Here is a 20,964-nt window from a genome sequence, read left to right on the forward strand (position 1 = left end):
CCCTTGTTCCTTCCACCCCCTATAACCCCCTGGGGGGTGGAACACCCACCCCAGGCTGGAACCGGGGTGGAATTCCACTCCCTATTGGGAACTCATTGTTCGTCGACTTCGGGTTCTTTAGGTTTCTTGGCGGACTTACTGGACGCAGCCGCGGACCCAATTGCAGCCGCGGCTACTACCGGGGCGGCGACCGCTGTGACGTCCTTCGTCGGTATAAGCGCGAAGATCTTATCTGTTATGCCAGGTATTCCCTCAAGGCTCTTCCGGATCGATGGATTGCTTAGGAGTTCCTGGAGCGGGGAGCTGTGGGTCTCCTTGTCCATCAGACGGATAGGCGCTTCCTCGAGGCGATCTAGCGCGGATGAGAACAGGCGTGCCTGAAGCGATGGGTCGATCTCAACAGCTTCCTTGCGATAGCCCTCATAGGCCTTCGACACCGCGGCTTTAAAAGCGTAGTCTTCTGCTAGTCTGAGCGTCACCGCACTTTGTTTCGTAGACAGCCATGCGAACCAGATCGGCCCACCTACGCCAAAGATGGTTAGAACGACATTCATCCACACTAAATGGGCTGGGCTATCGTTCTTTAATTGTGTCTGAAGGGCGGCAACGCGATCTGCTCCGATTACGAAAGCCGCCACTAGGGCGCCAATTAGTCCGATAACCCACGCCAAACCAATCCAAGACAGATCCGTTTTTCTTTTTTCGAAGGCATTCGCTAAGCCAACGCCAGTTGACCCTCTTAGTGCCTGCTCACTTCTGGAAATCAGCCGATCGGCCTTGATTTCAGCATCTGAAATCCGGTCCATCGCATGCACCGCATCGTCCTTGGAATTATTGATGCTCGCTACCAGTTTTTGCGCCTGCTCAAGAAGTTTGGCTGCCTGCTCACCGATCTCCTTAACTTCATCGCGTTTTGCGGCGAGTTCCTCAAGGTCTTCTGGAAGTTGCTCAGCCGCAGCATGTGCGGCTTCAATATCTGCAATTTTACGATCTACGTCTATCGATCTTGGCTCTAGCCTAGCCAGTGTTGCCTCTAGCGCGCGAAGCCTTCTTGCGAGATCTCTGGGAATTAGGCTTTTATCTTCGACGTCCTCCCAATCAAGCGGCACTGGCGCTTTCGCTTCGCTTGGGAGCCGCTCGTTGACCATTTGCAAGAGGTTCATCAACCCACCAATGACGATGTCGGCATCATTAGCGAGGTGATTGAACTGTAGAGTGGAAACTGCAGGGACGAGAGCGCTTAGGAACTGTTCAAGGTTGTTCTTTTTGACATCATGGTCGCTAAGCGCTCGAACACGGTTAGCTGTGTAATTAATGTAGTCGTACACAAACAAAATCGAATACGATGGTAAGTAGCCCTGAATTTGATTTAATGGGCCTTCTTCCGTCCACCCTTGGCTATTGAACTGCGTGCTAATCCTCTCACGCAAGCCAATGATGTGATCTGCGATTTCCCCGACAGCCGGCATAAGCCCCTCCACATGCTAGAGGGTAACAATATGTCGCCGAGTTGTGGGAGCACAACTAAAGTTTGCAGAGGTTGGCAGCGGATCCGTAAATTTCGCCCTAAACTCGCTTCCCTCCGCCAACCTTCATCACCGACTCCGGCTTCTCCCGCTCGACCTCGCGACGCGCAGCGGCGTCCGGGGTGTCCTCTTCAAGAACTGGATCGGTCTGGGCTATCTCAGCTTCAGCTTGAAGCCAGAATTCAGCGCCATCTCCGCCGGGAGAACCTGCCGCTTCCCACAATTCGAAGGCTCGGCGTCTAATTCGGTCTTCACGATTGTCCATGGGGCACCTCCGGCGCTCATAACGTGGTGGTGTGATTTTGGTTCCGCGCATCCGTTTTTGATCGCGATCATACTTTTTCTATTTTGTCAATAGAAAAAGTATGACAAATTTGTAAAAAGCATCTATATTTAGAATCAAGCTCGCCGCACGACGGCACATGCGCAAGACCCGGAACGGGCGGCGCCTCTATCCTTGGGAACTCCTGTCTATGACTAATCAGATGGCGTTCGCTCGAACGAGCGTTCCTACTACACTCCGCACCGCATCCGCCCGGAACGCCGCGGAACGCTACGCCACGGAGCTCATAGCCGCCAACGACAACGCGCCGCCGAAAGGCCGCGAACCCGTCTACCGCGGCGGTCGTCCAGCATTCAACTGGGCTGCCAAGCAGGATGAGTATGGGGCGGCCTGCCTATGGATGATCGCCCGCCAGCGGCTCCCAGTATCCTTGGTCGCGGCCAACGACAACGAACCGATGCGGGGCGGCCTCGATGTCAGGCGCAACGGCACGGCCCGCGGCAAGTCAAAGGTGAAGACGAACTTGGGCAAGCACCTTGATCTTCCCGCCGTGATCCCACGCCTTGGCGACGCCGAGCCAGTGCCTGCGGAGCCGTGCGGCTACACTCGCGTTGACATGCGACCGCAGAACGATGTGCGCAAGCTTTCCGACCGCTTCCAGTCTTTCGGTGCCTGCGCAGATGCCGTCGGCGAAGGCGCCATCTTTCTGGGCGCGGAGAGTGGGCTAGGCACACCGCGACCAGGGAAGTCGAAGGGTTCGCCGCTGAAGGCGGAGGAGGCGGACTTTGGGGCTCCTCCGGCAGATGTCGACTACGTGCTCGAACTGCTGCTCGCCGGCGAGAACGTGGCCGGGATCGGCAAGGCCTTCGGTGCGCAAGGCCGGTATCAAGACAAGAAGGGCGCGAAGCTTATGAAGACAGCTATGGCTTGGGCCAAGGCGCAAGTCGGCGAAAGCAATTTCCGCGCTGATGTTACAAATCGCGTAGCTTAGCGAAGCTACGAAGTAGAAGTAGCAAGTGCAGCCCGGCCCCAGCGCCGGGCTTTTCATTTCCACATCGCCGCGTGTCCTTCCTTCCGGCGCGATCTCCCCGTGTGCGCGCCATCGCGCACCGGGCCAGCTTCCCCAATTCGCGGTTCTGGACGTCCCGCGGATTCTGACCGTCCGCCTTCACTTGGCCGCAGGCGGACGGTCATTTTTTAAAGCTTTCATTCCCCAACATCCAAAAATTCAGGATCGCCCATGCGCCTCCATGAAGTCGCGCAACTCATTGCGCACCACCTCCGCCGCGGCCCCGGCCGCATCCAGACCGTAGCCGCCCGCCTGCAGGATGCCGGGCTTCTTTCGAAAACCGAGGGCAGCCGTCGCTACCCTGAAAGCGCTACCCGCGACGAGATCGTCAATTTGTTTGTCGCGGCCATCACCGAAACCAGCCTCGGCGGCGCCGCGGCAACCACGTCAACGTTTGCGGCCCTGACCGACCCCGAAGGCACCCGGTTCGACCACGCGGTGGCCGACCTCCTGTTCCGTGACGATGTTCCCGCCTCCGACGTCGCGGCTCACATCGATCCGCCGGCCGCCACCATCGCAATCGCCGGCCAGGTCGTCGTGTTCGGCGCAGACGAGCCCGCCAGCGGGGCAATCTCGGCCAGATTCGTCGACGCCCACACCATCGCAGCACTGCGTGCTGATCTGAAAAAGGAATCCTAAATGTCGAAACTAGCCAAGCTGTTCGGTGGCCGCCAGTCCTCCACCGACATTGCCAGCGCAATCACCCGCGCCCACGCCGAACTCGAGGCTGCGGAAGCCGCTGTAGTGGCGGCAGAAACAGCATATGACGATGGTCTGCTCACGCTTGATAAGGCTGCACTCCGCAAGCTGCTGGATACCAAGGTCGAGGCTGGGATAGAAATCGATCAGATCCGTGCGAGGCTGGCTAAGCTGGAACGGGAGCACGAAAAGGCCCTCGAAGCCGAAGCCGAGTCCGAGCGCCAGGCGGCCTATGATCGCGCCAAGGAACTGGTGGAAGCGGCCCGCAAGAAACTGCCCTCGTACGAAAAGTCAGCCCTGCAAATCCGCGACGTGCTCCGCTCGATCGCCGAGGCAGACATGGCTGTCGAATTGGCTAACGAGAGCCTGCCGGCCGGTGCCGCTCGTCTTGAGAAGGCTGAGGACATCCGCAGCACCCGACAGCTATATCGCGAAGACCTGAAGCACGAGACTGTCGAACTCTGGGCAGGCATCGGCGACCAGCGCACGCCGATTCCGGATCACATGCAGCGTCAGGTTAACCCGGACGCAAGGCCACGCGCCGGCGTTGCCTCGAATGGGGAAGTTGCCTTCACCGGCCGGGTGCGCACTGATGGCGGTGGCGTGCTGGAGGTCGTCAAGCGGCGGTTCATTCGAACCAAATACCTGCCCGACCGTAGCGGCTGGCATGCGCCAAGTCTCGCTGCTTCCGTTGAACTCCCCCCGTTGGACGCCGGGTCGTCGCCGTTCTGGTCGGCAGTTTCGTATCCTCCGAACTCCATCCTGGCGGCTCTCGACAAGCCATTGCTGCGACGGCCGGATGAGGGTGAACGCACCCCGGAATACTTATACTCGCTCGCCCCGAAGGAGACATTGAATGTCTGATGATGACCGTCGGAAGCAGATGGTCGCGGCTGCTGCCGTGGCTATGGCACGCCGGAATGTCGCCAAGGCCGCGTTGTTGTTCGGGGAGCGGCAAGTTGCCGCTCCTGCGCCTGCTGCCACCGTACCAACGCCTGCGCCAGTCACGGCGCGGAATGACGTCCTCGTGAAAGAAGCGGCACGCCGTCGTGCCGAGCGGGAGGCGGCCGAAGCGGCTGAAACCAAGGCGACCATGGCGCGTGTGGTCGCCCGCATGAACGGGACGGAGACGAAAGACCCCAGCCGCTTGTCCCATGGTTGGTCGAAGGTCGTCGCCGACTTCAACAAGCGGAACGGCTCCGCAGCCGCGGAAGACAAACCGGCGGAGCTCACGGGCTGGGCGAAGGTCATCGCCAAAATGAACGCCCGCGGCGGCCGGTAGCCCCCCCAAGGACAGGGACCGTGCCCCTTCCTGACCGCCAAGCGGTCACGCAGGCCTCGGCCCTGAGCGATTGCACCCTCAAAAAAGGGGGTAACACTGCGGGCAGGTAACAGAACGGAGCGGATTGTGACCGTTACCTACATGAATCAAAGCGAATACGCGGAATACCAGCACGTTAGCCGCAAGACAGTAACTATCTGGAAACAAAAGGGGTTGCTGATTGCAGATGCCTCTGGCCGCGTGAACGTTGCCGCGACCGACGCTCGTCTGCGCGGTCATTTCGGGCTGTTACCCCGTAACAGAAAACCCTGATCCAGGTGCCCGCAACGCGGACACTGCGGACACCTGCACCCACAAACATCATCCCATCATCGCCCGGCCCCTGCGCTGGGCTTTTCATCGGAGACCGTTTTGACCAACGAACCAAGCTGGCAGCTCACCGCTGGCCAAGATGATGACGGCGACGCCTTCGTGGAGGCGCTGATCAAATTCGACGACTCCAGTGTCGTCATCACGGTAGTCGCGCCCAACATGCCAACGGCCGCCTCGCGGCTGTTATCGATCATCGGTGGCATCTCTCAAGACGGCTGCTGATTCAGCGATCCCGGTACTATCGCGTCAATAGAAGAAAGCTTTCCTCGCCAAAGGGTTCCAGTGTCCGGCACGCCGTCGTGCCGAGCGAGTGGACCACGAGCCGCCGCTATGGGCGGAAGGATGAGAATTAGGAACACAACATGTTAAAATTCGAAATCCACGGCGACGGCCTTCGCCTCTTCACCAAGGCAACGGCGGCCCTTAAATCTCCACGCAAAGCCGGGCAAGTCTTCAGCCGAGCGATCAACGAAACCGGACGCATAGGGGGCACGGCCGCTGGCCGTGCCCTTGCCGTTCAGACCGGTCTTCGGAAGCAAACCACTTTGAAGGCCGTGCGCCGGAACGTCACGAAATCCACGCCTTCGACTCTGACTTATGTCATCCACGGTCAGGGTGGGGACATCAGCCTGAAGCACTTCAAACCGCGTGAGACCCAACGCGGCGTGAGTGCCGCTCCTCGCGGCGTTCGGCAGGTCTTCCCGTCCAGCTTTATGAAAGCCGGGTGGTGGCCGAAGCGCGTCGCCAAGCCGAACTGGAACGGCCAGGTCTTCGTGCGAGCTAACACCGACGGCTATTCCGTAAGCGTGTAGGCGATCCCACGTAGCGCGTTTGTTCGCGGAAGCTCATTTTCTGCATGAATCATGCGGAGAGTCATATGAGCGACAAGGTGAATCAGGTCCGGACATTCGAAGTTTTGACGGCAACGCCGTCGCGACGTTCGCCGCGGCATTGGTCTGATGACGAGAAAGCGCGGCTTGTGGCGGAAGCTTTTTCGCCCGGAGGGACGGTTGCGGAGGTTGCGCGCGCCTATGAACTGGACGTGTCGCAACTTTATGCGTGGCGCAGGAAGGCGCTTTCCATGGGGACGATGGCGCCATTGACGGTGCCATTGGGCGGTCGAACCATGATGGAAAGCGAGCCGGCGAAGTTCACGCGCTTTGAGGTGAGCGGCGGCGCGACGGTGGAGATTGTGGTTGGCGATATCGTCATCCGGGTACGCGGCGATATCGATCCGGATCAGTTGGCGGGCATTATCGGCGCGGTGCGCAAGGCATGATCGCTTCCGGCGTTGTGGTTTACGTGTCTTGCCAACCGGTCGACTTCCGCAAGGGAGCCGCATCGTTGATGGCGTTGGTGCGGGATGGCGGCCTCGACCCGTTCAATGGCGCGCTTTACGTCTTCCGGTCGAAACGGGCGGACCGTGTCCGCATTGTCTGGTGGGACGGCAGCGGGGTCTGCCTCTATTCAAAAACCCTGGAAGAGAGCAGCTTCTGCTGGCCGGGCATATCGGCGGCGCGGGTGCGTCTCGACCATTCGCAACTGATGGCGCTTCTGGCCGGAATGGATTGGAAAAAGATCCGTCCAGCCAAGGTCCGGCGACCGCTGCTGACGGGCTGATACCGGCCTGCGGCAAGATGAATCATGTCGCGGGAACGCTTGGGAAAACGGCCGCTTTTGTGCTCTATTCCTCCCATGGTTTTGCCTGTTTCCGAATTGCCAGATGACGTCGATGCGCTGAAGGCGATGGTCCTGGCGATGGCGCGCGAGCAGGCGGCAAACGAGGCGCGGATAGCGGTTACAGAAGCTCGGCTCGTCACCTCCGAGGCAGAGGTTATCCGGTTGCAGGCGGTCGAGGCGGCGGCCAACGAGCGGATCGCCAACCTCACGACGATCATGAAGGTCCTGCAGCGCACGCAGAATGGCACGCGGTCCGAGCGATTGCACCTGGCCGTCAATGACGAGCAGGTGTCCTTTGCCTTCGAGGAGGTCGAGACGGGTCTTTCGGCGATCCAGTGCGAGCTTGATCGCGCTGCCGGGGACAAGCCGAAGCGTGCGCCGCGTCCGCGCAAGGGCTTTGCCGCTCACCTCGAACGCATTGAGGAGATCATCGAACCGGAAATCCCTGCTGAATGCGAGGGTCTGGAAAAGGTGCTGATCGGCGAGGACCGCTCCGAACGGCTGGATGTCGTGCCGCCGAAGTTCCGGGTCATCGTGACGCGCCGCCCCAAATACGCTTTCCGGGGGCGTGACGGCGTGATCCAGGCTCTGGCACCGGCGCGCATCATCGAAGGCGGCCTGCCGACGGAGCGGCTGCTGGCCTATATCGCGGTCTCCAAATACGGCGACGGCCTTCCGCTTTACCGGCAGGAAGCGATCTATCTGCGCGATGGCGTCGAGATTAGCCGGAACTTGATGGCGCAATGGATGGGGAATCTGGGCTTCGAGCTTCAGATATGCGCCGACTACATCCTGGAGCGCGTCAAGGAAGGCGAGAGGGTCTTTGCCGACGAAACGACGTTACCCACCCTTGCGCCCGGTTCGGGCAAGACCATGAAAGCCTGGCTTTGGGCTTACGCACGCGATGATCGGCCCTATGGCGGAACCAGCCCGCCGATGGTCGCCTATCGCTTCGAAGACAGCCGAGGTGCGCAGTGCGTGGCGCGGCATCTCGTTGGCTTCAATGGTATCCTGCAAGTCGATGGATACACGGCCTACACCAGCCTGGCCAAGACGCGGGCCAAAGGCGGCAACAACGAGACGATCCAACTCGCAGGCTGCTGGGCGCATCTGAGGCGCAAGTTTTACGACCTGCACATCACCGGGGTCTCGCAGGCCGCGACGGATACGGTCGTCGCCATGAGCGCGCTATGGAAGGTCGAGGATGAGGTTCGCGGCAGGGACGCCGATACCAGAGCGACGCTGCGACAGCAAAAGTCCGCAGTCATTGTCACCGGCCTCTTCGATCTGTGGGAGAGAGAGCTGCGCAAAATCTCCGGGAAATCCAAGACCGCCGATGCGATCCGCTATGCGCTCTCCCGGCGGGACGCGCTGGAGCAGTTCCTGGCGGACGGCCGTGTCGAAATCGACTCCAATATCGTCGAACGCGCGATCAGGCCTCAAACAATCACGAGAAAAAATAGTCTATTCGCCGGCAGCGAAGGTGGTGGACGCACCTGGGCGACATTGGCCACTCTCCTTCAGACGGCCTTATGCCGCGCGCGGCATAAGCAGGTTTATGCCGACCGGCGAACTATGCCGAATGCCTCTTCTGATAGGAACGGTCCATGGCGCGTTCCCGGCAGGTTCGGCCGGATGCCGGTGGTTGACACTCGGCATAGTTCTCATGCTCAGAGGGCGTTCAGGAATTCCAGAAGCCGGTCGTTTGGTCGAAATCGCTCGGCCTTAGCGCGTTCGTACGGCTTCAGCTTTGCGAGTGCAGATTCCTTCAGTTCAAGATGTGCATGAAGATAGGTCAGGGTTGTTTCCATCGCTTCATGGCCCAGCCACAGGGCAATAACCGAGCAGTCGACGCCAGCCTGTAGCAACTCCATGGCGGCGGAGTGCCGCAAGACATGGGGCGAGACCCGCTTTGAGCGAAGGGAGATGCAGTGCTCACGTGCTTTGGCGACATATTTGTTCAGCAGTGCCTGCACGCCGTCAGCGCTGAGCTTGCCACCGTGCATGTTCGGAAAGAGCGCCGTTGCGCTTCGCTTTCTGGGCTCGTTGAGCCAGTGACGAAGGGCTTGCCGTGCAACCTTTGTGAGCGGCGTACATCGCTCTTTGCGGCCCTTGCCAACGCATCGCACATGCGCGCCCTGGCCGAGCATTACGGAGTCTCGGTCCAGGTCGACAATCTCCGAGACCCGCAATCCGGTTTGCGCGGCCAACAATAGCAGAGTGTAATCGCGGCGTCCCAGCCACGTGCTTCGATCCGTGCAGTCCAGGATCGCTTCAATCTCGGGCCTGGTTAGAAACTGAAGCTGCCGCTTGTCACATCGCTTGCTGGGGATCGCGAGCACACGCTGAATATGGGCGCTATGTGTGGGCTCCTCGAACGCTGCATACCGGAAGAAGGATCGGATGGCTGTGAGGCGGAGATTCCGGGTCCTCACTGAGGCGGATCTCTTCGTCTCAAGGTCCTCCAGGAATGCGCCGATGAAGGGAGCGTCCAAATCCCGCAGCGTCAACTGGGATGGGGATCTCCCAAGGCGCGTCTGTGCGAACGCAAACAGGAGCCTGAAGGTGTCGCGATAGGAGGCGATGGTGTTAGAACTTACACCTCGATGCTTCATAAGCCGATCTGTGAACCACCGCTCGATCAGCACGGCCAAGTCGTTCGTGCGTCTCATGACCGAGCCTCCCAACGCTTATCCAATCGCCGGACCGCATGGTTCATCAGTTCCGGCGCGGCGGACAGGTACCAGTAGGTGTCGCGAACATTGGTATGGCCGAGAAAGGTCGAGAGAACCGGCAGTTCGCGTTCCACATCTTCGCCAGCCCGATGCCAGTTGATCAGGGTCTGGACGGCGAAACGGTGACGAAGATCATGAATCCGTGGGCCATTGCGATTCCCCTCCTGCCGTAATCCGATTTGCCGGGATAATCGCCAGAACACGCGGTGCACGTATTGATGCAGCAATCTGCCGCCCTGTTCGGCGACGAAGAAATAGGGACTGCGCGGCGTACCAAGGTGTGCATCGCGTCGGGCGGCATAGTCTGAAAGGATGGCGATTGTCGTGGCATGTAGCGGCACTAGCCGTGACTTACCAAACTTAGTCTCTCGAATGGTGAGGATGCCCTGGTCGAGATCAACGTCGGTCCGGAGCAGGCCGAGCGCTTCGGAATGGCGCAGCCCGGTCACCGCTATCAATCCGAACAGGCAGTTATATGTCCATCGCCGAAGGGCGCCGGCCGGCGGCAGCGACAGTGCTGCTGCCAGAAGCGCCTGAATCTCGACTTCACTATAGATGTAGGGCTTTGTGCGCCGTGCCGGCGGTACAGCGTCGCTTGGTAGTACTTCCGTCAGAGGATCGAAATGAGCCAGGTGCTGGGCAAAGCAGCGCACGTCAACCAGGCGGACGGACCAACTCGGCTGCCGGCCCATTGAGGTGACCCACTCCATTGCAAGGTCTGTCGTGATGGTCTCGGCGCCGCGGGCTTCCATGAAAGCGACGAACTCCGACAATCGTTTTGCCGGACCGTCATATTTGTATCCCAGCCCTTGGCGCATGCCGACGTAGCGCTCAAGCGCGGTGCGAAGCCGGCTCATTGGGCACCTCCCGGCCAGGGCAGGCTCAGTTCACGCAGCTTCTCGATATCGAGCTTGGCATAGATCCTTGTACTGTCGATGCTTCGATGGCGGAGCAGTTGGCCGATCTCGGCAAAGCTGGCGCCTGACCGCAAAAGGTCGGTCGCGAGGCTGTGGCGGAAAAGATGGGCACCGTGATGCGCATAGCCGTCAATGCCTGCCCGTTCGAGTGCCTGCTTCGCGATCATCGTGATGGCGCAGCCGGACGCAAAACCCACGTGCGGCGCAAGAGTTCGCAAGAAAACTCGCCGACATGCCGAAGCGGGCCGCCCATGCCGGATATAAGCGACGATAGCTGTTCCGACGTCATGACGTAGCGGCATAGTCGCTTGCCGTCGCCCCTTTCCATGTACGAGGATCGTGCCGCACTGCCAGTCGATATCATCGAGATTGAGGGTGGCAACTTCGCTGGCGCGCAAACCGAGCTTGGCAAGGATCATCAGAACCGCATAGTCCCGATGACCCATTGCCGTCGTCCGATCACAGGCATCAAGAACCTTCTGGACCTTCTCTGGCGGTAGGAATGTTGGAAGGCCGGCAAGTCGCCAGCGGCGGATGGACGGCACGCAATCGGCCAACGCCGTCGAAATGAAGCCCTTCAGATGCAAGTAACGCAGAAAGGCACGCACGACTCCGCACATTGCCTTGCCGCTGTCGGCGGAGCCATCGAGCGCATGTCGTTCGACATACCCGATGACAATCTCCGGGGTGAGCGCTTCAAACCCGTCTGCGCCGGCAGGACAGACCTCCCGCAGAAATCGATATGACAGCAGCTTGTGGCTTTCCACCGTCGAGGCAGCGAGTCCTCTCTCATTCGACAAATATACCGCGAATACATCGATAATCTGCTCGTGCTCTGTACGCTCAACCGGGAGGGCAGTTGGTATTAAGCGCTCTTCCCGTAGCGCGGAGAGTAAGCGTCGGAGCGCTGATCGGTCGCCCGTGTCAGGGCTCCAGTGTTCGAAACGATGCTCAAGAAAACGATCGACATGAGCTTCGCTTAAATCCTGCGGATGATGTCCATTGCCAACATACCAGTCCATCAGGTCTCGAAACAGGCTCAGCGAGCGCCGCGTGCAGTGCCGACCCAAACCTTCGTTTGACATCTTGGTGGCGTAAACGCGCGCAAACTCCCGATATGGACCGTGGACCAGCTTCCGATACAGTGCGCTGCGCTTCAAATAGTCACTTGCGATCATATGTCCTCTCCTTCGCGTCAATTACGACGGAGAGACCCTAAGCTATGCCGCTGGGGTTACCGCTATGTTACAGAAAACGTTGGCAAAAGTTTGCTTAATCGGCATAGTTCGCCGGTCGGCATAAACCTGCAAAATGAACAGCGTTGATCCGCTCGCCTGGCTCTGCCAAACCTTGACCCGCATCGCTCAAGGCTGGCCCGCGTCTGACATCGAAGCCCTCATGCCCTGGAACTTCAGGTCCGACGCCATCGGCTGACCGCTTACGCTATTCCTACAACTACACGAAGAACAATCCGTTCGTGTTGTCCGGACAGCAGAAGCGTGAACGCATGGGAACGAAGTTCGAGAAACAGAAATCCGGCGTGTTCATCCCGGTGGAAATGCTGCGTGGTGAGGTGGCCAAGGTCTGGGACCAAACAGCGGAGCGGCTCGAGCCGCGGGTGATCCACCACATCAATCGGATGACGGGCGGGTTGTTCACCTGAGCGGGGCGCGTTCGGGCGCTGCCTGTGGGTTGCCGTCGACGGACTAGGTGCACGCGCCTAGCCTAGAAATTGAATGAGAGCTGATCCGGGTGAGACCGCCAGTGAGCACGCACATGCTCAAGGCGATTAAACCGTCGACGGACATACGCCCGCACTCTCACGAACTTCGACTTCAACATGCGGTTCATGTCGTCGTCCCCTTCCGCTTCTTAGTGGGTGAGAGCCCACCACTCCAGGCCACGATATCGTGGCACCGTGCCCGTGCCGAGTAAGATGCAAGGATCCCAGAAACGAAAGTAGCCGACGGCAACCCGCTGCAACGGTTGCCGATTCGCGCCCTGATTGTCTAGAGCGTGAGCACAATCCACAGCAATCCACAAGGCGAGCCCAGGTACAACTGGCTCCTCGGCCATCTCGGCCCGCTTCCGGCGAGCTTTTTCTTTTCGGAGATTCCATGAATCAGCACCTTCCAACCCGCGTAACTCAACTCCCGATTGCCGACAGTGTCGAAAACCTCGAGGTCTTCGGCCTCAAGGAGGGCCGCACCCACCGTCTCCGCAAGGGCGGCTTTCAGGCTTACGTCAACGACGAGACTGCCCGCCGTGTTGAGGCTGGCGTTGCGCCGTTCCTGGATCTTCTGGCGCAGAAACCGAATGCCGATGCGCTGGCAGACGTAGCGACGTCCGGCAGCTATGTCGATCTGACGAACAGACCAGCACTCGGCACGGCGGCTTCGCAAAATGTCGAAGACTTCCCCAGCCACTCGGACCTGGGTTCGCTTGCTGCGGCAGTGTCCATCGGCACAAAGAACTTCGACACGCTGGCGCTCGCCAATGCCGCCATCGGGGATATTGCCGAAGGCGGCGGCGTGAACATTCTGGCCGACGGCTCCAACAACGGGTTTTACGTCAAGGAGTCTGGCGCGCTCGTTAAGAAGAGCAATGCCAGCTTGACCGGCATGGCGTCTGATATCTCGACTCATACGGCGTCCATCGCTCGGCTTGATCTCGCCGTGCAGGGCGCAGCGCCGAACGTCTTTGCGAACGGCAATCTTGCGGCAGATGGCGCACCGCCGGTCTGGTTTGACAGCCTGCTCAGCACCAATCAGACGTTCGCGTCCACGATTGTGACGACGACGAACCCGGTCTTGGCGGCTCTCGGCATCACGCGAGCGCTCGACGTATCGGCCAACGCGGAAACCGTCGGCCTTACTGGTAATCAGCTGTGCGCCGACGTGCGTCTCCGCGGCGGGCGCATCTACGCGTCAGTGCTCTTGGAATCAGTCACAGGGGGATGGGACCTCGGCTCCAACGGCGAACCGCGCGTCACGTTGCGCTATAGCGACGGCACCCTCGGTAATGTAGTCCTGTCCGCTTATGATAGTCTCGGCAGCAATGTCCGTCGCTACTATGGCACGCTTGCGATCAGTTCCGGCAAAACGGCATATCGCGTGGAAGTAGGCGCCGTTTTTGGTCGACCGCGGGCGGACGCTTTTCGGGCAACCGGTTTCTGGGCCTCGCATTTTTTCACGACCGCGCCGACGATCACAGACACAGCCTATCCCAACTGGTCGCAGGCAGCATATCGCTACCCGTCGGCTCTTGATGCGCGCGTCTCGGTTCTGGAGCGCCCAACCACCTTGGCGCGGCTGCGGTACGCTCTCTATGATGACTTCCGCTCGGTCAATATCTGCCTCTTTGGTGATTCCAAGGTTTGGGGATTGGGCGCTTCCGGCCTATCTCCGTCATCACCGCGCACCGCGCATCTCGACGACCCCCGCAACACCATCGACGCGGCGGTCTCGCCCACATGGGCCAATCTCTTCCTCCGCTACCTCGCGCTGACCTATTGCAGTGGCGCGGTCACAGCTGGAGATCCGGGGGTTGGGTTTGCGCGCAAATGGGCCATCGGCGACGTCTGCTATGACAATGAGCGCTTCAAGGTCCGCGACCGCCGCACCGGCAGCCCCAGACCAAAGAATGTTTTTGCGTTTGCGGCCGGGCCGCTCCTGCTGCGGGTGCTCGATCTTCCGCCAGTCTCTGGAGCGACGGATGATGCGCTGTACTTCGAGTTCACGGGAGACGCATTCAAGATTCGGTTGGCGACCATTTCCACCGACCCGGCGGCCACATATACCGTCGAGATCGATGGCACTGTCGTAGGGGTCTACAACGCTTATTCGTCCCCCTCCGCATGGGGGGCGGAACAGATGATCTCAACAGCCTTCGGGCGACACAAGGTGCGGCTCTGGAACAACGCGACAATCCAAGGCCTGCGGCTGGAGGCGATCCTCCATCATCGCCGTATCCAGGTGCGCAACCAGGGGATCATCGGCACGCAGTCGCAACAGTGGCTGCCAACTGACACGACCTACAATCTCTATCCCGGAATCCTGGACGAAGATGAGTTTGTCATCGGTCAGATCGGCACGAATGACCGCGCAACCACGACCTCTCCCTTGCGCATCAACGCGGGGCAGCGGACCCGCGATAGCCTCAAAACTATCGGCTCGCATCTTGCCGGGCGAGGGAAGCACCTCATCCTGATGACACCGACGCGCGCGACCACCGATTGGCCGGATGCACCCAACATGTCCTTTGACACGCAGGAATTGGCGATGGCCATCAGACAGGCGGCCGGCGACCTCGGCGTGTCCTGCATCGACAATTACGCGATGAGTACGTTCGATCCGGCAGGCGGCTATCTCTCCGATGGGCTGCACGACAACGATAACGGCCATCGCGGGACCTTCCGCAACATCATCACTAGCTTGGGGCTGGTTGGGTTACCGGTACTATCTTAGTCGACCGTAACGGGTTTACTCGCGCGATGATTGGGAGGCGACCATGGTCGCCTCCTGTTCGGCTTCATTTGAGAAGTATCCGAACGTTTCAATAATCTTTCCCTTGAAGAGCAGGGCGGCGCTGCATGCCGCTTCGCCACCAGGGAGTGTGAATTCTCCGGCTGCAAGCTTCGCCTCGATATCGATAATCCCCTTCAACGGCAAGTCTGCGGTTTGACGTGTCTCTTGGCTGCCTACGCGTAGCACTAGCACGACCTCATCCTCCTTCTCATTGAGTGAGGCCAGAATGGCAGCGGTGTCGGCAGAGTCAAATTCAATCGCACCTACGCGAGCGCACTGAGACTTGTTGCCGCAAAAAGCCTCGGCGAGCGCCCTATCGCTCAACCGGGTCTCTCGGCGCGCAGGCATCTAGCCGTCCGCTTTTAACCCCTCACACACACATCAAGGACATCATCATGCTACAGAACCTCGTCTGGATTCTCGACATAGACGGCACGCCGATCGACTTCGGGCCGCCCTACGCGCAGGACGACGTCGGCGACGACAACGCGTCCGACGAGCAAGAGCCCGCCCGCCCTACGGCTGCCGCCGGCAACATCACGGCAACCCCGCAAACACCCTGAAACGCAGGCTTTTGCAGGGCAACGTTGCCGAGCTTTTTGAGCCTGTGGGTGGCCGCCCGCCGGGAGTTTCGACCCGCATCGGCTGTTTTTTGGCTGGAAAGGGACCCGACCCGGAGGGGGGCGCCGGATCGGCGAGCGCTAGCGGTCAGTGCTGGCCGGCCGTGCCTGCGCTCTGATCTCCTCCGCCAGATGGCGAAGGCCGGCGATGATGTCGTCTAGGGTCAGCGGATCGGTGCGCCTGGGGAGACCAGAGCGGCGCCGTTGTCTGCGCTCATGGAAGCCGAACTGCTGAGGGTGGCGGTGGCCATGAATCAAACCGGAAGCATTGCCCTTGATTGTTAGAATGAGTTCAATGACGCCATTGCGATCAACTCTAAATGGTAGTATCACGGCGGCATACTTACTATCGCACTTAGGGACGGCAATGGCAGATATTTCCCACCGACTGAAGATTAAGTATGGTCTCGGATCTGATCCGGGTCCTCGTCTTGTGCAGCAGTGGCACGAGCTAACGTTGTCGTATCTTCGCGAGGGCCGTGATAGCGAAGTGGCGGGCGACCTGGCTGCGAGACGTTTGTTCGTGGATTACAGAACAAGGGCTTTTGCATCCGAGGCAGATACAATCGAAACGCTGTTGCAGCAGGCTGGCAAGAAGTAGAAATGATCTCGGGAGATCTCGCTGATTTTCTCAACTACATCGGCACCGACGGACCAAAATTCCTTGTCGGAGGCATCTTCGGATTCATTGTATCGAGGTTCACCCTCTCCAAAGCCGAAAAGATTGCCTCGGATCAAAAGAAATATGAGAATGCCGACAAGCATGCGGCGAGGCGAATTGAAAAATATAACGAATTTCATCATGCTCTTCAAGCATATTGTGAAAAATCGGATGGGTTTAACCTGGACGATTTCTTTTCTATCTCAAAAGCGGGAGACAATTATTTCAACGAACTTCGACTTATAGCCGACGCTATAATGCAGGACAGAATTCCCGCAAATATGCGCGACAATACATTTGTACCAGATATCATGAGTGCGCTATCAAAAAATATTCCACTATACTATGACACACTTCACAAAATCGCGAAAAAGGTCAAGGCGCCGTATACTGGAAAGTTTGAGGCAAAAAACTACGCGAGCATGATTCACGTCATCGAAAAATACGGGAAAAGTCAGGAACTTGCTCCGATTGGATCATAAGTGAAAGACGTTGATGGGCTTGCCACATATCAATTCGGAAAATTAACGATGCCTTCTTCCTGATGTAAGCTTTAGCGATTTCGACAAGTATAGCGACGCTGAAGCCGCCTACCTTTGCCGCTGCGGCTTTATACGCCGCCTTGCTGACCTCGACTCTTTGGCCTTCCCAAAACGCGGTGAATCTGAATCTCTGGTGCAAACCGGAGGTCTGCGATGCGATCAGGGATTTCATTACGGGTGGATTTTGATGGAGACGGTCTGCGGCGGCTGGCGCGGCAGACGAAGGATGCCGCTCAGGCGCGCCGTCTGTTGGCACTCGCCTCGATCTACGATGGAGGCTCGCGTTCCGATGCCGCGCGCCTCGGCAGCGTCACGCTCCAAATCGTCCGGGACTGGGTCATGCGGTTCAACGAACATGGTCCCCAAGGCCTGATCAATGGCAAGGCTCCGGGTCCGCAATCGCGGTTGAACCATCAGCAGCGTGCGGCCTTGGCGCAAGCAATCGAGCGTGGGCCGACACCCTATCTCGACGGCGTTGTTCGTTGGCGTCTGTGCGATCTGGCGCAATGGCTTTGGGAAGAATTTCGCGTTTCGGTGAGCGAGCAAACGCTGAGCCGTGAAGTACGGGCCATGGGCTATCGCAAGCTGGCTGTCCGACCCAAACATCACGCGCAAGACCCTCAAGCCATTGAGGATTTTAAAAAAGCTTCCCGGCCGCAGTGGCAGAGATTGCTGCCGGAGCGGCCCGAGGAAAACGCATAGAGATTTGGTTTCAGGATGAGGCCCGTATCGGGCAAAAGAACAAGATCACCCGCCGATGGGCCAGGCGTGGAACACGGCCTTCAGCACCGCACGATCAGCGCACAAGATCGGCCTACATCTTCGGCGCAATCTGCCCGAAGCGCGGCAAGGCGGCGGCGCTAGTCATGCCATGGTGCGACACCTACGCAATGACCCAGCATCTGGCCGAAATCGCCCGTCACGTCGATGCCGACGCGCACGCTATCCTCATTATGGATCAGGCAGGCTGGCACATGTCCAACAATCTCGTCGTGCCCGAAAACATCACCATTCTGCCACTCCCGCCGAAATCGCCGGAACTGAACCCGGTCGAAAACCTCTGGCATTTCATGCGCGACAACTGGCTATCAAACCGCGTGTTCAAATCATACGACGACATCGTCGATCATTGCTGCGATGCTTGGCGGAAGCTCGAAAGCCAGCCATGGCGCATCATGTCGATCGGGCGCAGAGAATGGGCGAATGGGTTCTAATCAGTGAGGGGCCGTATTAGTCTGGTCCCGCGCGCCTGGATCTCGGACTGAATTGAGAAAGTCGTGACCCGCAGGATCGCATCAATGAATGGTTTTGTTATAGCCAAAAAAACTACTTGCAATTGAGCGGTTCTTAATATTGAATAAAGCTCCCAAGCTTAGGGAGGACGAGATGCAGTTAATCGTTCGTGAGGCTGACGCTTCTGACTTAGAATACGCCTGGAGTTTGTATCAGCCGTTTATCGTTCAACACATATTTCCGCGCCGCTCCCAATTTCAGGTATCGACTGCCGATGAATGGTCGGCAGCAGAAGGAATTAAGTTTCCGGAGTCGATAAAGAGCACAGAAGTTTACATTATACTTGTGGACGACGCCCGAGTGGGTTGGTGCAATATCGTTAAAATCAACAACAGAATAGTAATACAGAATATTTTTATTGACGAAGAGTGGAAGAGCAAAGGAATTGCTCAGCGCCTCTTCGATGAAATGATTCCTCAATGGAAGTCGGAAAAACGAGTTGTCGAAGTACCGGTGCTGCTGGGTACTCCATACAGCGATCTGATCGCCGGGGCGTTAGAGGCCATTGGCTTCACTGCCGCGGAAGAGGATGGTCTGGTGCGAAGCATGATTGCAAATTGGTCAAAGTAGAGGAGAGACCTACATGCAGATCGATGATCCAACTTATGTTTTTCGTCTTGAAGACGTTGAAGTGGAAACGCTGAGGCGAGCAGCAGAAGATAGAGGACTTCCATTCGATGCTTCCAGACGTGACTACACGACGAGCGAACTTTCCAAGTACGGTATGGTTCGTGAGTCTTACAACTCTCCAGAATTGCGAAAATTCGGTGTCGAACCGAATAAAGTAGTTACATGCTTCGACGAGTGCTCGGATCTCGCCAGGGATCACCTCTTAGTCGACGCGCCTTTTGCGACTGGCATAAGAAAATGGCAGCTTCCCATCGACATTGTTGAATGGCGAGCGTTCATGACGGAGTTCCCCCCGAACTCCTTCGTTTCGCCGCACGTTCATCCCGAAAACACAGTGGACGAGCCTGGCGGTAGCCTTCGAACAGTTTTGAAGGGGGCGATTGAGTATGCTGGCCGAACTTTCGGACCGGGCGACTGGTTCTTTATTCCAAACGGGATCCCGTATTCCTTCAAAACTGATGCGAAGCGAGACACAGTTGTGATGTACAGTTACGCTTTCTTCGCGGCGGGAAAAGGTAATCGCTTCTCGCATCCTATCGATATCGCTCATCACCACAAGCGCGCAGAGGAAAACCTTGAAGTCGCGTAAGCAATTCGGGCATTGGCGACGCCCTATAACAGAGTCGTGATACTCGCGGCTCTGTTACAAACATTAGACCTCATCTTCAGGAGGCCTCTCGTTCAGCTCGATTTGAACAAGGTCGTCGCCTCGGGATTTCACTCGATAGAATTCGAGAGGCGTGCCATTGAGCGTGGCGCCAAAGGTGATTTCCACGTGGTCGCGGTATTCCCGCAACATTGCTCTGAGTTCCCCCACCGTAATGGTCGACACGATCATCTCTCCCTCTAAGTCGCACCACCATCGCACCACGCCGCAGGGTTGTCGAGGTGGGTAAGGCCTATTTCGGGCATACCCCGTGACGCTATTTTGCGTGACGTGCTCCCCTGGAATGTCCTCGGTTTGAGGTTATACGCCGCCTTGCTGACCTCGACTCTTTGGCCTTCCCAAAACGCGGTGAATCTGAATCTCTGGTGCAAACCGGAGGTCTGCGATGCGATCAGGGATTTCATTACGGGTGGATTTTGATGGAGACGGTCTGCGGCGGCTGGCGCGGCAGACGAAGGATGCCGCTCAGGCGCGCCGTCTGTTGGCACTCGCCTCGATCTACGATGGAGGCTCGCGTTCCGATGCCGCGCGCCTCGGCAGCGTCACGCTCCAAATCGTCCGGGACTGGGTCATGCGGTTCAACGAACATGGTCCCCAAGGCCTGATCAATGGCAAGGCTCCGGGTCCGCAATCGCGGTTGAACCATCAGCAGCGTGCGGCCTTGGCGCAAGCAATCGAGCGTGGGCCGACACCCTATCTCGACGGCGTTGTTCGTTGGCGTCTGTGCGATCTGGCGCAATGGCTTTGGGAAGAATTTCGCGTTTCGGTGAGCGAGCAAACGCTGAGCCGTGAAGTACGGGCCATGGGCTATCGCAAGCTGGCTGTCCGACCCAAACATCACGCGCAAGACCCTCAAGCCATTGAGGATTTTAAAAAAGCTTCCCGGCCGCAGTGGCAGAGATTGCTGCCGGAGCGGCCCGAGGAAAACGCATAGAGATTTGGTTTCAGGATGAGGCCCGTATCGGGCAAAAGAACAAGATCACCCGCCGATGGGCCAGGCGTGGAACACGGCCTTCAGCACCGCACGATCAGCGCACAAGATCGGCCTACATCTTCGGCGCAATCTGCCCGAAGCGCGGCAAGGCGGCGGCGCTAGTCATGCCATGGTGCGACACCTACGCAATGACCCAGCATCTGGCCGAAATCGCCCGTCACGTCGATGCCGACGCGCACGCTATCCTCATTATGGATCAGGCAGGCTGGCACATGTCCAACAATCTCGTCGTGCCCGAAAACATCACCATTCTGCCACTCCCGCCGAAATCGCCGGAACTGAACCCGGTCGAAAACCTCTGGCATTTCATGCGCGACAACTGGCTATCAAACCGCGTGTTCAAATCATACGACGACATCGTCGATCATTGCTGCGATGCTTGGCGGAAGCTCGAAAGCCAGCCATGGCGCATCATGTCGATCGGGCGCAGAGAATGGGCGAATGGGTTCTAATCAGTGAGGGGCCGTA

The 20,964-nt window shown here is 58.4% G+C and carries 24 protein-coding genes and 2 pseudogenes; 19 read left to right on the forward strand and 7 right to left on the reverse strand.

From position 1 onward, the window contains the following. Positions 1 to 92 precede the first annotated feature (92 nt). Entirely contained in the window at positions 93 to 1,469 is a 1,377-nt protein-coding gene (locus tag WMC41_RS09805) for a hypothetical protein (RefSeq protein WP_432347891.1), read from the reverse strand. 97 nt (positions 1,470 to 1,566) lie between these two features. Then, positions 1,567 to 1,791 carry a DUF2934 domain-containing protein gene (locus WMC41_RS09810; protein WP_432347892.1) on the reverse strand — a complete coding sequence of 75 codons (225 nt, stop codon included), beginning with the start codon at positions 1,789 to 1,791 and terminating at the stop codon, positions 1,567 to 1,569. Positions 1,792 to 1,999: 208 nt separating this feature from the next. On the opposite strand from WMC41_RS09810, the gene WMC41_RS09815 reads away from it, so the two are divergent. From WMC41_RS09815 to tnpC, 10 genes and pseudogenes are all read left to right on the forward strand, one after another. After that, complete coding sequence (locus WMC41_RS09815) at positions 2,000 to 2,800, forward strand: hypothetical protein (RefSeq protein ID WP_432347893.1); 801 nt, start codon at positions 2,000 to 2,002, stop codon at positions 2,798 to 2,800. A gap of 249 nt (positions 2,801 to 3,049) precedes the next feature. Next, a complete protein-coding gene (locus WMC41_RS09820; RefSeq protein ID WP_432347895.1) occupies positions 3,050 to 3,517 on the forward strand; it encodes a hypothetical protein in 468 nt (155 codons plus the stop codon). Beyond that, the gene (locus tag WMC41_RS09825; RefSeq protein WP_432347896.1) at positions 3,518 to 4,441 is read left to right on the forward strand and encodes a hypothetical protein; all 924 of its coding nucleotides are present in this window, start codon (positions 3,518 to 3,520) and stop codon (positions 4,439 to 4,441) included. Continuing rightward, entirely contained in the window at positions 4,434 to 4,859 is a 426-nt protein-coding gene (locus tag WMC41_RS09830) for a hypothetical protein (RefSeq protein ID WP_432347897.1), read from the forward strand. The genes WMC41_RS09825 and WMC41_RS09830 overlap by 8 nt, the downstream gene beginning before the upstream one ends. Positions 4,860 to 4,985: 126 nt before the next feature. Next, a complete protein-coding gene (locus WMC41_RS09835; protein ID WP_288083408.1) occupies positions 4,986 to 5,171 on the forward strand; it encodes a hypothetical protein in 186 nt (61 codons plus the stop codon). Between the two features lie 99 nt (positions 5,172 to 5,270). Continuing rightward, the gene (locus WMC41_RS09840; protein ID WP_432347899.1) at positions 5,271 to 5,453 is read left to right on the forward strand and encodes a hypothetical protein; all 183 of its coding nucleotides are present in this window, start codon (positions 5,271 to 5,273) and stop codon (positions 5,451 to 5,453) included. Between the two features lie 140 nt (positions 5,454 to 5,593). Beyond that, a complete protein-coding gene (locus WMC41_RS09845) occupies positions 5,594 to 6,043 on the forward strand; it encodes a hypothetical protein (RefSeq protein ID WP_432347901.1) in 450 nt (149 codons plus the stop codon). Between the two features lie 65 nt (positions 6,044 to 6,108). Further along, entirely contained in the window at positions 6,109 to 6,510 is a 402-nt protein-coding gene (locus WMC41_RS09850) for a transposase (protein ID WP_288081970.1), read from the forward strand. Further along, complete coding sequence (gene tnpB, locus WMC41_RS09855) at positions 6,507 to 6,851, forward strand: IS66 family insertion sequence element accessory protein TnpB (protein ID WP_109462507.1); 345 nt, start codon at positions 6,507 to 6,509, stop codon at positions 6,849 to 6,851. Before WMC41_RS09850 ends, tnpB begins: the two co-directional genes overlap by 4 nt. A gap of 75 nt (positions 6,852 to 6,926) precedes the next feature. Then, positions 6,927 to 8,441, forward strand: a pseudogene (gene tnpC, locus WMC41_RS09860) (IS66 family transposase); the annotation flags it as partial. Between the two features lie 140 nt (positions 8,442 to 8,581). Here tnpC and WMC41_RS09865 read toward each other — a convergent pair. From WMC41_RS09865 to WMC41_RS09875, 3 genes are read right to left on the reverse strand one after another with little or no spacing between them, the layout of a single operon-like run. Next, positions 8,582 to 9,583 carry a tyrosine-type recombinase/integrase gene (locus WMC41_RS09865; RefSeq protein WP_432344164.1) on the reverse strand — a complete coding sequence of 334 codons (1,002 nt, stop codon included), beginning with the start codon at positions 9,581 to 9,583 and terminating at the stop codon, positions 8,582 to 8,584. Continuing rightward, on the reverse strand, positions 9,580 to 10,503 hold the full coding sequence (locus tag WMC41_RS09870; RefSeq protein ID WP_432344161.1) for a tyrosine-type recombinase/integrase: 924 nt from the start codon (positions 10,501 to 10,503) through the stop codon (positions 9,580 to 9,582). Before WMC41_RS09870 ends, WMC41_RS09865 begins: the two co-directional genes overlap by 4 nt. Continuing rightward, complete coding sequence (locus WMC41_RS09875; RefSeq protein WP_432344158.1) at positions 10,500 to 11,741, reverse strand: site-specific integrase; 1,242 nt, start codon at positions 11,739 to 11,741, stop codon at positions 10,500 to 10,502. The genes WMC41_RS09870 and WMC41_RS09875 overlap by 4 nt, the downstream gene beginning before the upstream one ends. A 124-nt stretch (positions 11,742 to 11,865) precedes the next feature. Here WMC41_RS09875 and WMC41_RS09880 point away from each other — a divergent pair. The 3 genes and pseudogenes from WMC41_RS09880 to WMC41_RS09890 form a co-directional block, all read left to right on the forward strand. Beyond that, positions 11,866 to 11,997 (forward strand): annotated as a pseudogene (locus WMC41_RS09880) (transposase domain-containing protein); the annotation flags it as partial. A 73-nt stretch (positions 11,998 to 12,070) separates the two neighbouring features. Continuing rightward, on the forward strand, positions 12,071 to 12,226 hold the full coding sequence (locus tag WMC41_RS09885; protein WP_432347903.1) for a hypothetical protein: 156 nt from the start codon (positions 12,071 to 12,073) through the stop codon (positions 12,224 to 12,226). 454 nt (positions 12,227 to 12,680) lie between these two features. After that, entirely contained in the window at positions 12,681 to 15,029 is a 2,349-nt protein-coding gene (locus tag WMC41_RS09890) for an SGNH/GDSL hydrolase family protein (RefSeq protein ID WP_432347905.1), read from the forward strand. A gap of 15 nt (positions 15,030 to 15,044) precedes the next feature. Here the strand turns inward: WMC41_RS09890 and WMC41_RS09895 are convergent, their stop codons facing one another. After that, a complete protein-coding gene (locus WMC41_RS09895) occupies positions 15,045 to 15,413 on the reverse strand; it encodes a hypothetical protein (protein WP_432347907.1) in 369 nt (122 codons plus the stop codon). A gap of 71 nt (positions 15,414 to 15,484) precedes the next feature. On the opposite strand from WMC41_RS09895, the gene WMC41_RS09900 reads away from it, so the two are divergent. The 5 genes from WMC41_RS09900 (at position 15,485) to WMC41_RS09920 (ending at position 19,424) form a co-directional block, all read left to right on the forward strand. Next, complete coding sequence (locus WMC41_RS09900; RefSeq protein WP_432347909.1) at positions 15,485 to 15,652, forward strand: hypothetical protein; 168 nt, start codon at positions 15,485 to 15,487, stop codon at positions 15,650 to 15,652. Positions 15,653 to 16,312: 660 nt separating this feature from the next. Next, positions 16,313 to 16,852, forward strand: a complete 540-nt coding sequence (locus tag WMC41_RS09905; RefSeq protein WP_432347910.1) for a hypothetical protein — start codon at positions 16,313 to 16,315, stop codon at positions 16,850 to 16,852. A 213-nt stretch (positions 16,853 to 17,065) separates the two neighbouring features. After that, positions 17,066 to 18,126 (forward strand): IS630 family transposase gene (locus WMC41_RS09910; protein WP_432347912.1). Its coding sequence is split into 2 segments (ribosomal slippage): positions 17,066 to 17,558 and positions 17,558 to 18,126, totalling 1,062 coding nucleotides; the frame shifts between segments, so codons are not numbered across the junction. Positions 18,127 to 18,298: 172 nt separating this feature from the next. Beyond that, positions 18,299 to 18,775 carry a GNAT family N-acetyltransferase gene (locus WMC41_RS09915; protein ID WP_432347913.1) on the forward strand — a complete coding sequence of 159 codons (477 nt, stop codon included), beginning with the start codon at positions 18,299 to 18,301 and terminating at the stop codon, positions 18,773 to 18,775. A 13-nt stretch (positions 18,776 to 18,788) separates the two neighbouring features. Further along, positions 18,789 to 19,424: a hypothetical protein gene (locus WMC41_RS09920; RefSeq protein WP_432347914.1), complete on the forward strand. Its 636-nt coding sequence runs from the start codon at positions 18,789 to 18,791 to the stop codon at positions 19,422 to 19,424. A 63-nt stretch (positions 19,425 to 19,487) separates the two neighbouring features. On the opposite strand, the gene WMC41_RS09925 is transcribed toward WMC41_RS09920, so the two are convergent. Further along, positions 19,488 to 19,673 carry a hypothetical protein gene (locus WMC41_RS09925; protein ID WP_432347916.1) on the reverse strand — a complete coding sequence of 62 codons (186 nt, stop codon included), beginning with the start codon at positions 19,671 to 19,673 and terminating at the stop codon, positions 19,488 to 19,490. 214 nt (positions 19,674 to 19,887) lie between these two features. Here WMC41_RS09925 and WMC41_RS09930 point away from each other — a divergent pair. Beyond that, positions 19,888 to 20,948, forward strand: a protein-coding gene (locus WMC41_RS09930; RefSeq protein WP_432347912.1) for an IS630 family transposase whose coding sequence is annotated in 2 segments (ribosomal slippage) — positions 19,888 to 20,380 and positions 20,380 to 20,948 — 1,062 coding nt in all. Because the reading frame shifts where the segments join, the coding sequence is not laid out codon by codon here. Positions 20,949 to 20,964 lie beyond the last annotated feature (16 nt).

Source organism: Shinella yambaruensis (genome assembly GCF_050859155.1).
Taxonomy (GTDB): Bacteria; Pseudomonadota; Alphaproteobacteria; order Rhizobiales; family Rhizobiaceae; genus Shinella; species Shinella yambaruensis.

What these genes read in the sequence shown, in the direction of transcription:
- WMC41_RS09805 (WP_432347891.1), bottom strand. Translation starts at nt 1,469, where the DNA reads ATGCCGGCTGTCGGGGAAATCGCAGATCACATCATTGGCTTGCGTGAG.
- WMC41_RS09810 (WP_432347892.1), bottom strand. Translation starts at nt 1,791, where the DNA reads ATGGACAATCGTGAAGACCGAATTAGACGCCGAGCCTTCGAATTGTGG.
- WMC41_RS09815 (WP_432347893.1), top strand. Translation starts at nt 2,000, where the DNA reads ATGACTAATCAGATGGCGTTCGCTCGAACGAGCGTTCCTACTACACTC.
- WMC41_RS09820 (WP_432347895.1), top strand. Translation starts at nt 3,050, where the DNA reads ATGCGCCTCCATGAAGTCGCGCAACTCATTGCGCACCACCTCCGCCGC.
- WMC41_RS09825 (WP_432347896.1), top strand. Translation starts at nt 3,518, where the DNA reads ATGTCGAAACTAGCCAAGCTGTTCGGTGGCCGCCAGTCCTCCACCGAC.
- WMC41_RS09830 (WP_432347897.1), top strand. Translation starts at nt 4,434, where the DNA reads ATGTCTGATGATGACCGTCGGAAGCAGATGGTCGCGGCTGCTGCCGTG.
- WMC41_RS09845 (WP_432347901.1), top strand. Translation starts at nt 5,594, where the DNA reads ATGTTAAAATTCGAAATCCACGGCGACGGCCTTCGCCTCTTCACCAAG.
- WMC41_RS09850 (WP_288081970.1), top strand. Translation starts at nt 6,109, where the DNA reads ATGAGCGACAAGGTGAATCAGGTCCGGACATTCGAAGTTTTGACGGCA.
- tnpB (WP_109462507.1), top strand. Translation starts at nt 6,507, where the DNA reads ATGATCGCTTCCGGCGTTGTGGTTTACGTGTCTTGCCAACCGGTCGAC.
- WMC41_RS09865 (WP_432344164.1), bottom strand. Translation starts at nt 9,583, where the DNA reads ATGAGACGCACGAACGACTTGGCCGTGCTGATCGAGCGGTGGTTCACA.
- WMC41_RS09870 (WP_432344161.1), bottom strand. Translation starts at nt 10,503, where the DNA reads ATGAGCCGGCTTCGCACCGCGCTTGAGCGCTACGTCGGCATGCGCCAA.
- WMC41_RS09875 (WP_432344158.1), bottom strand. Translation starts at nt 11,741, where the DNA reads ATGATCGCAAGTGACTATTTGAAGCGCAGCGCACTGTATCGGAAGCTG.
- WMC41_RS09885 (WP_432347903.1), top strand. Translation starts at nt 12,071, where the DNA reads ATGGGAACGAAGTTCGAGAAACAGAAATCCGGCGTGTTCATCCCGGTG.
- WMC41_RS09890 (WP_432347905.1), top strand. Translation starts at nt 12,681, where the DNA reads ATGAATCAGCACCTTCCAACCCGCGTAACTCAACTCCCGATTGCCGAC.
- WMC41_RS09900 (WP_432347909.1), top strand. Translation starts at nt 15,485, where the DNA reads ATGCTACAGAACCTCGTCTGGATTCTCGACATAGACGGCACGCCGATC.
- WMC41_RS09905 (WP_432347910.1), top strand. Translation starts at nt 16,313, where the DNA reads ATGATCTCGGGAGATCTCGCTGATTTTCTCAACTACATCGGCACCGAC.
- WMC41_RS09915 (WP_432347913.1), top strand. Translation starts at nt 18,299, where the DNA reads ATGCAGTTAATCGTTCGTGAGGCTGACGCTTCTGACTTAGAATACGCC.
- WMC41_RS09920 (WP_432347914.1), top strand. Translation starts at nt 18,789, where the DNA reads ATGCAGATCGATGATCCAACTTATGTTTTTCGTCTTGAAGACGTTGAA.
- WMC41_RS09925 (WP_432347916.1), bottom strand. Translation starts at nt 19,673, where the DNA reads ATGATCGTGTCGACCATTACGGTGGGGGAACTCAGAGCAATGTTGCGG.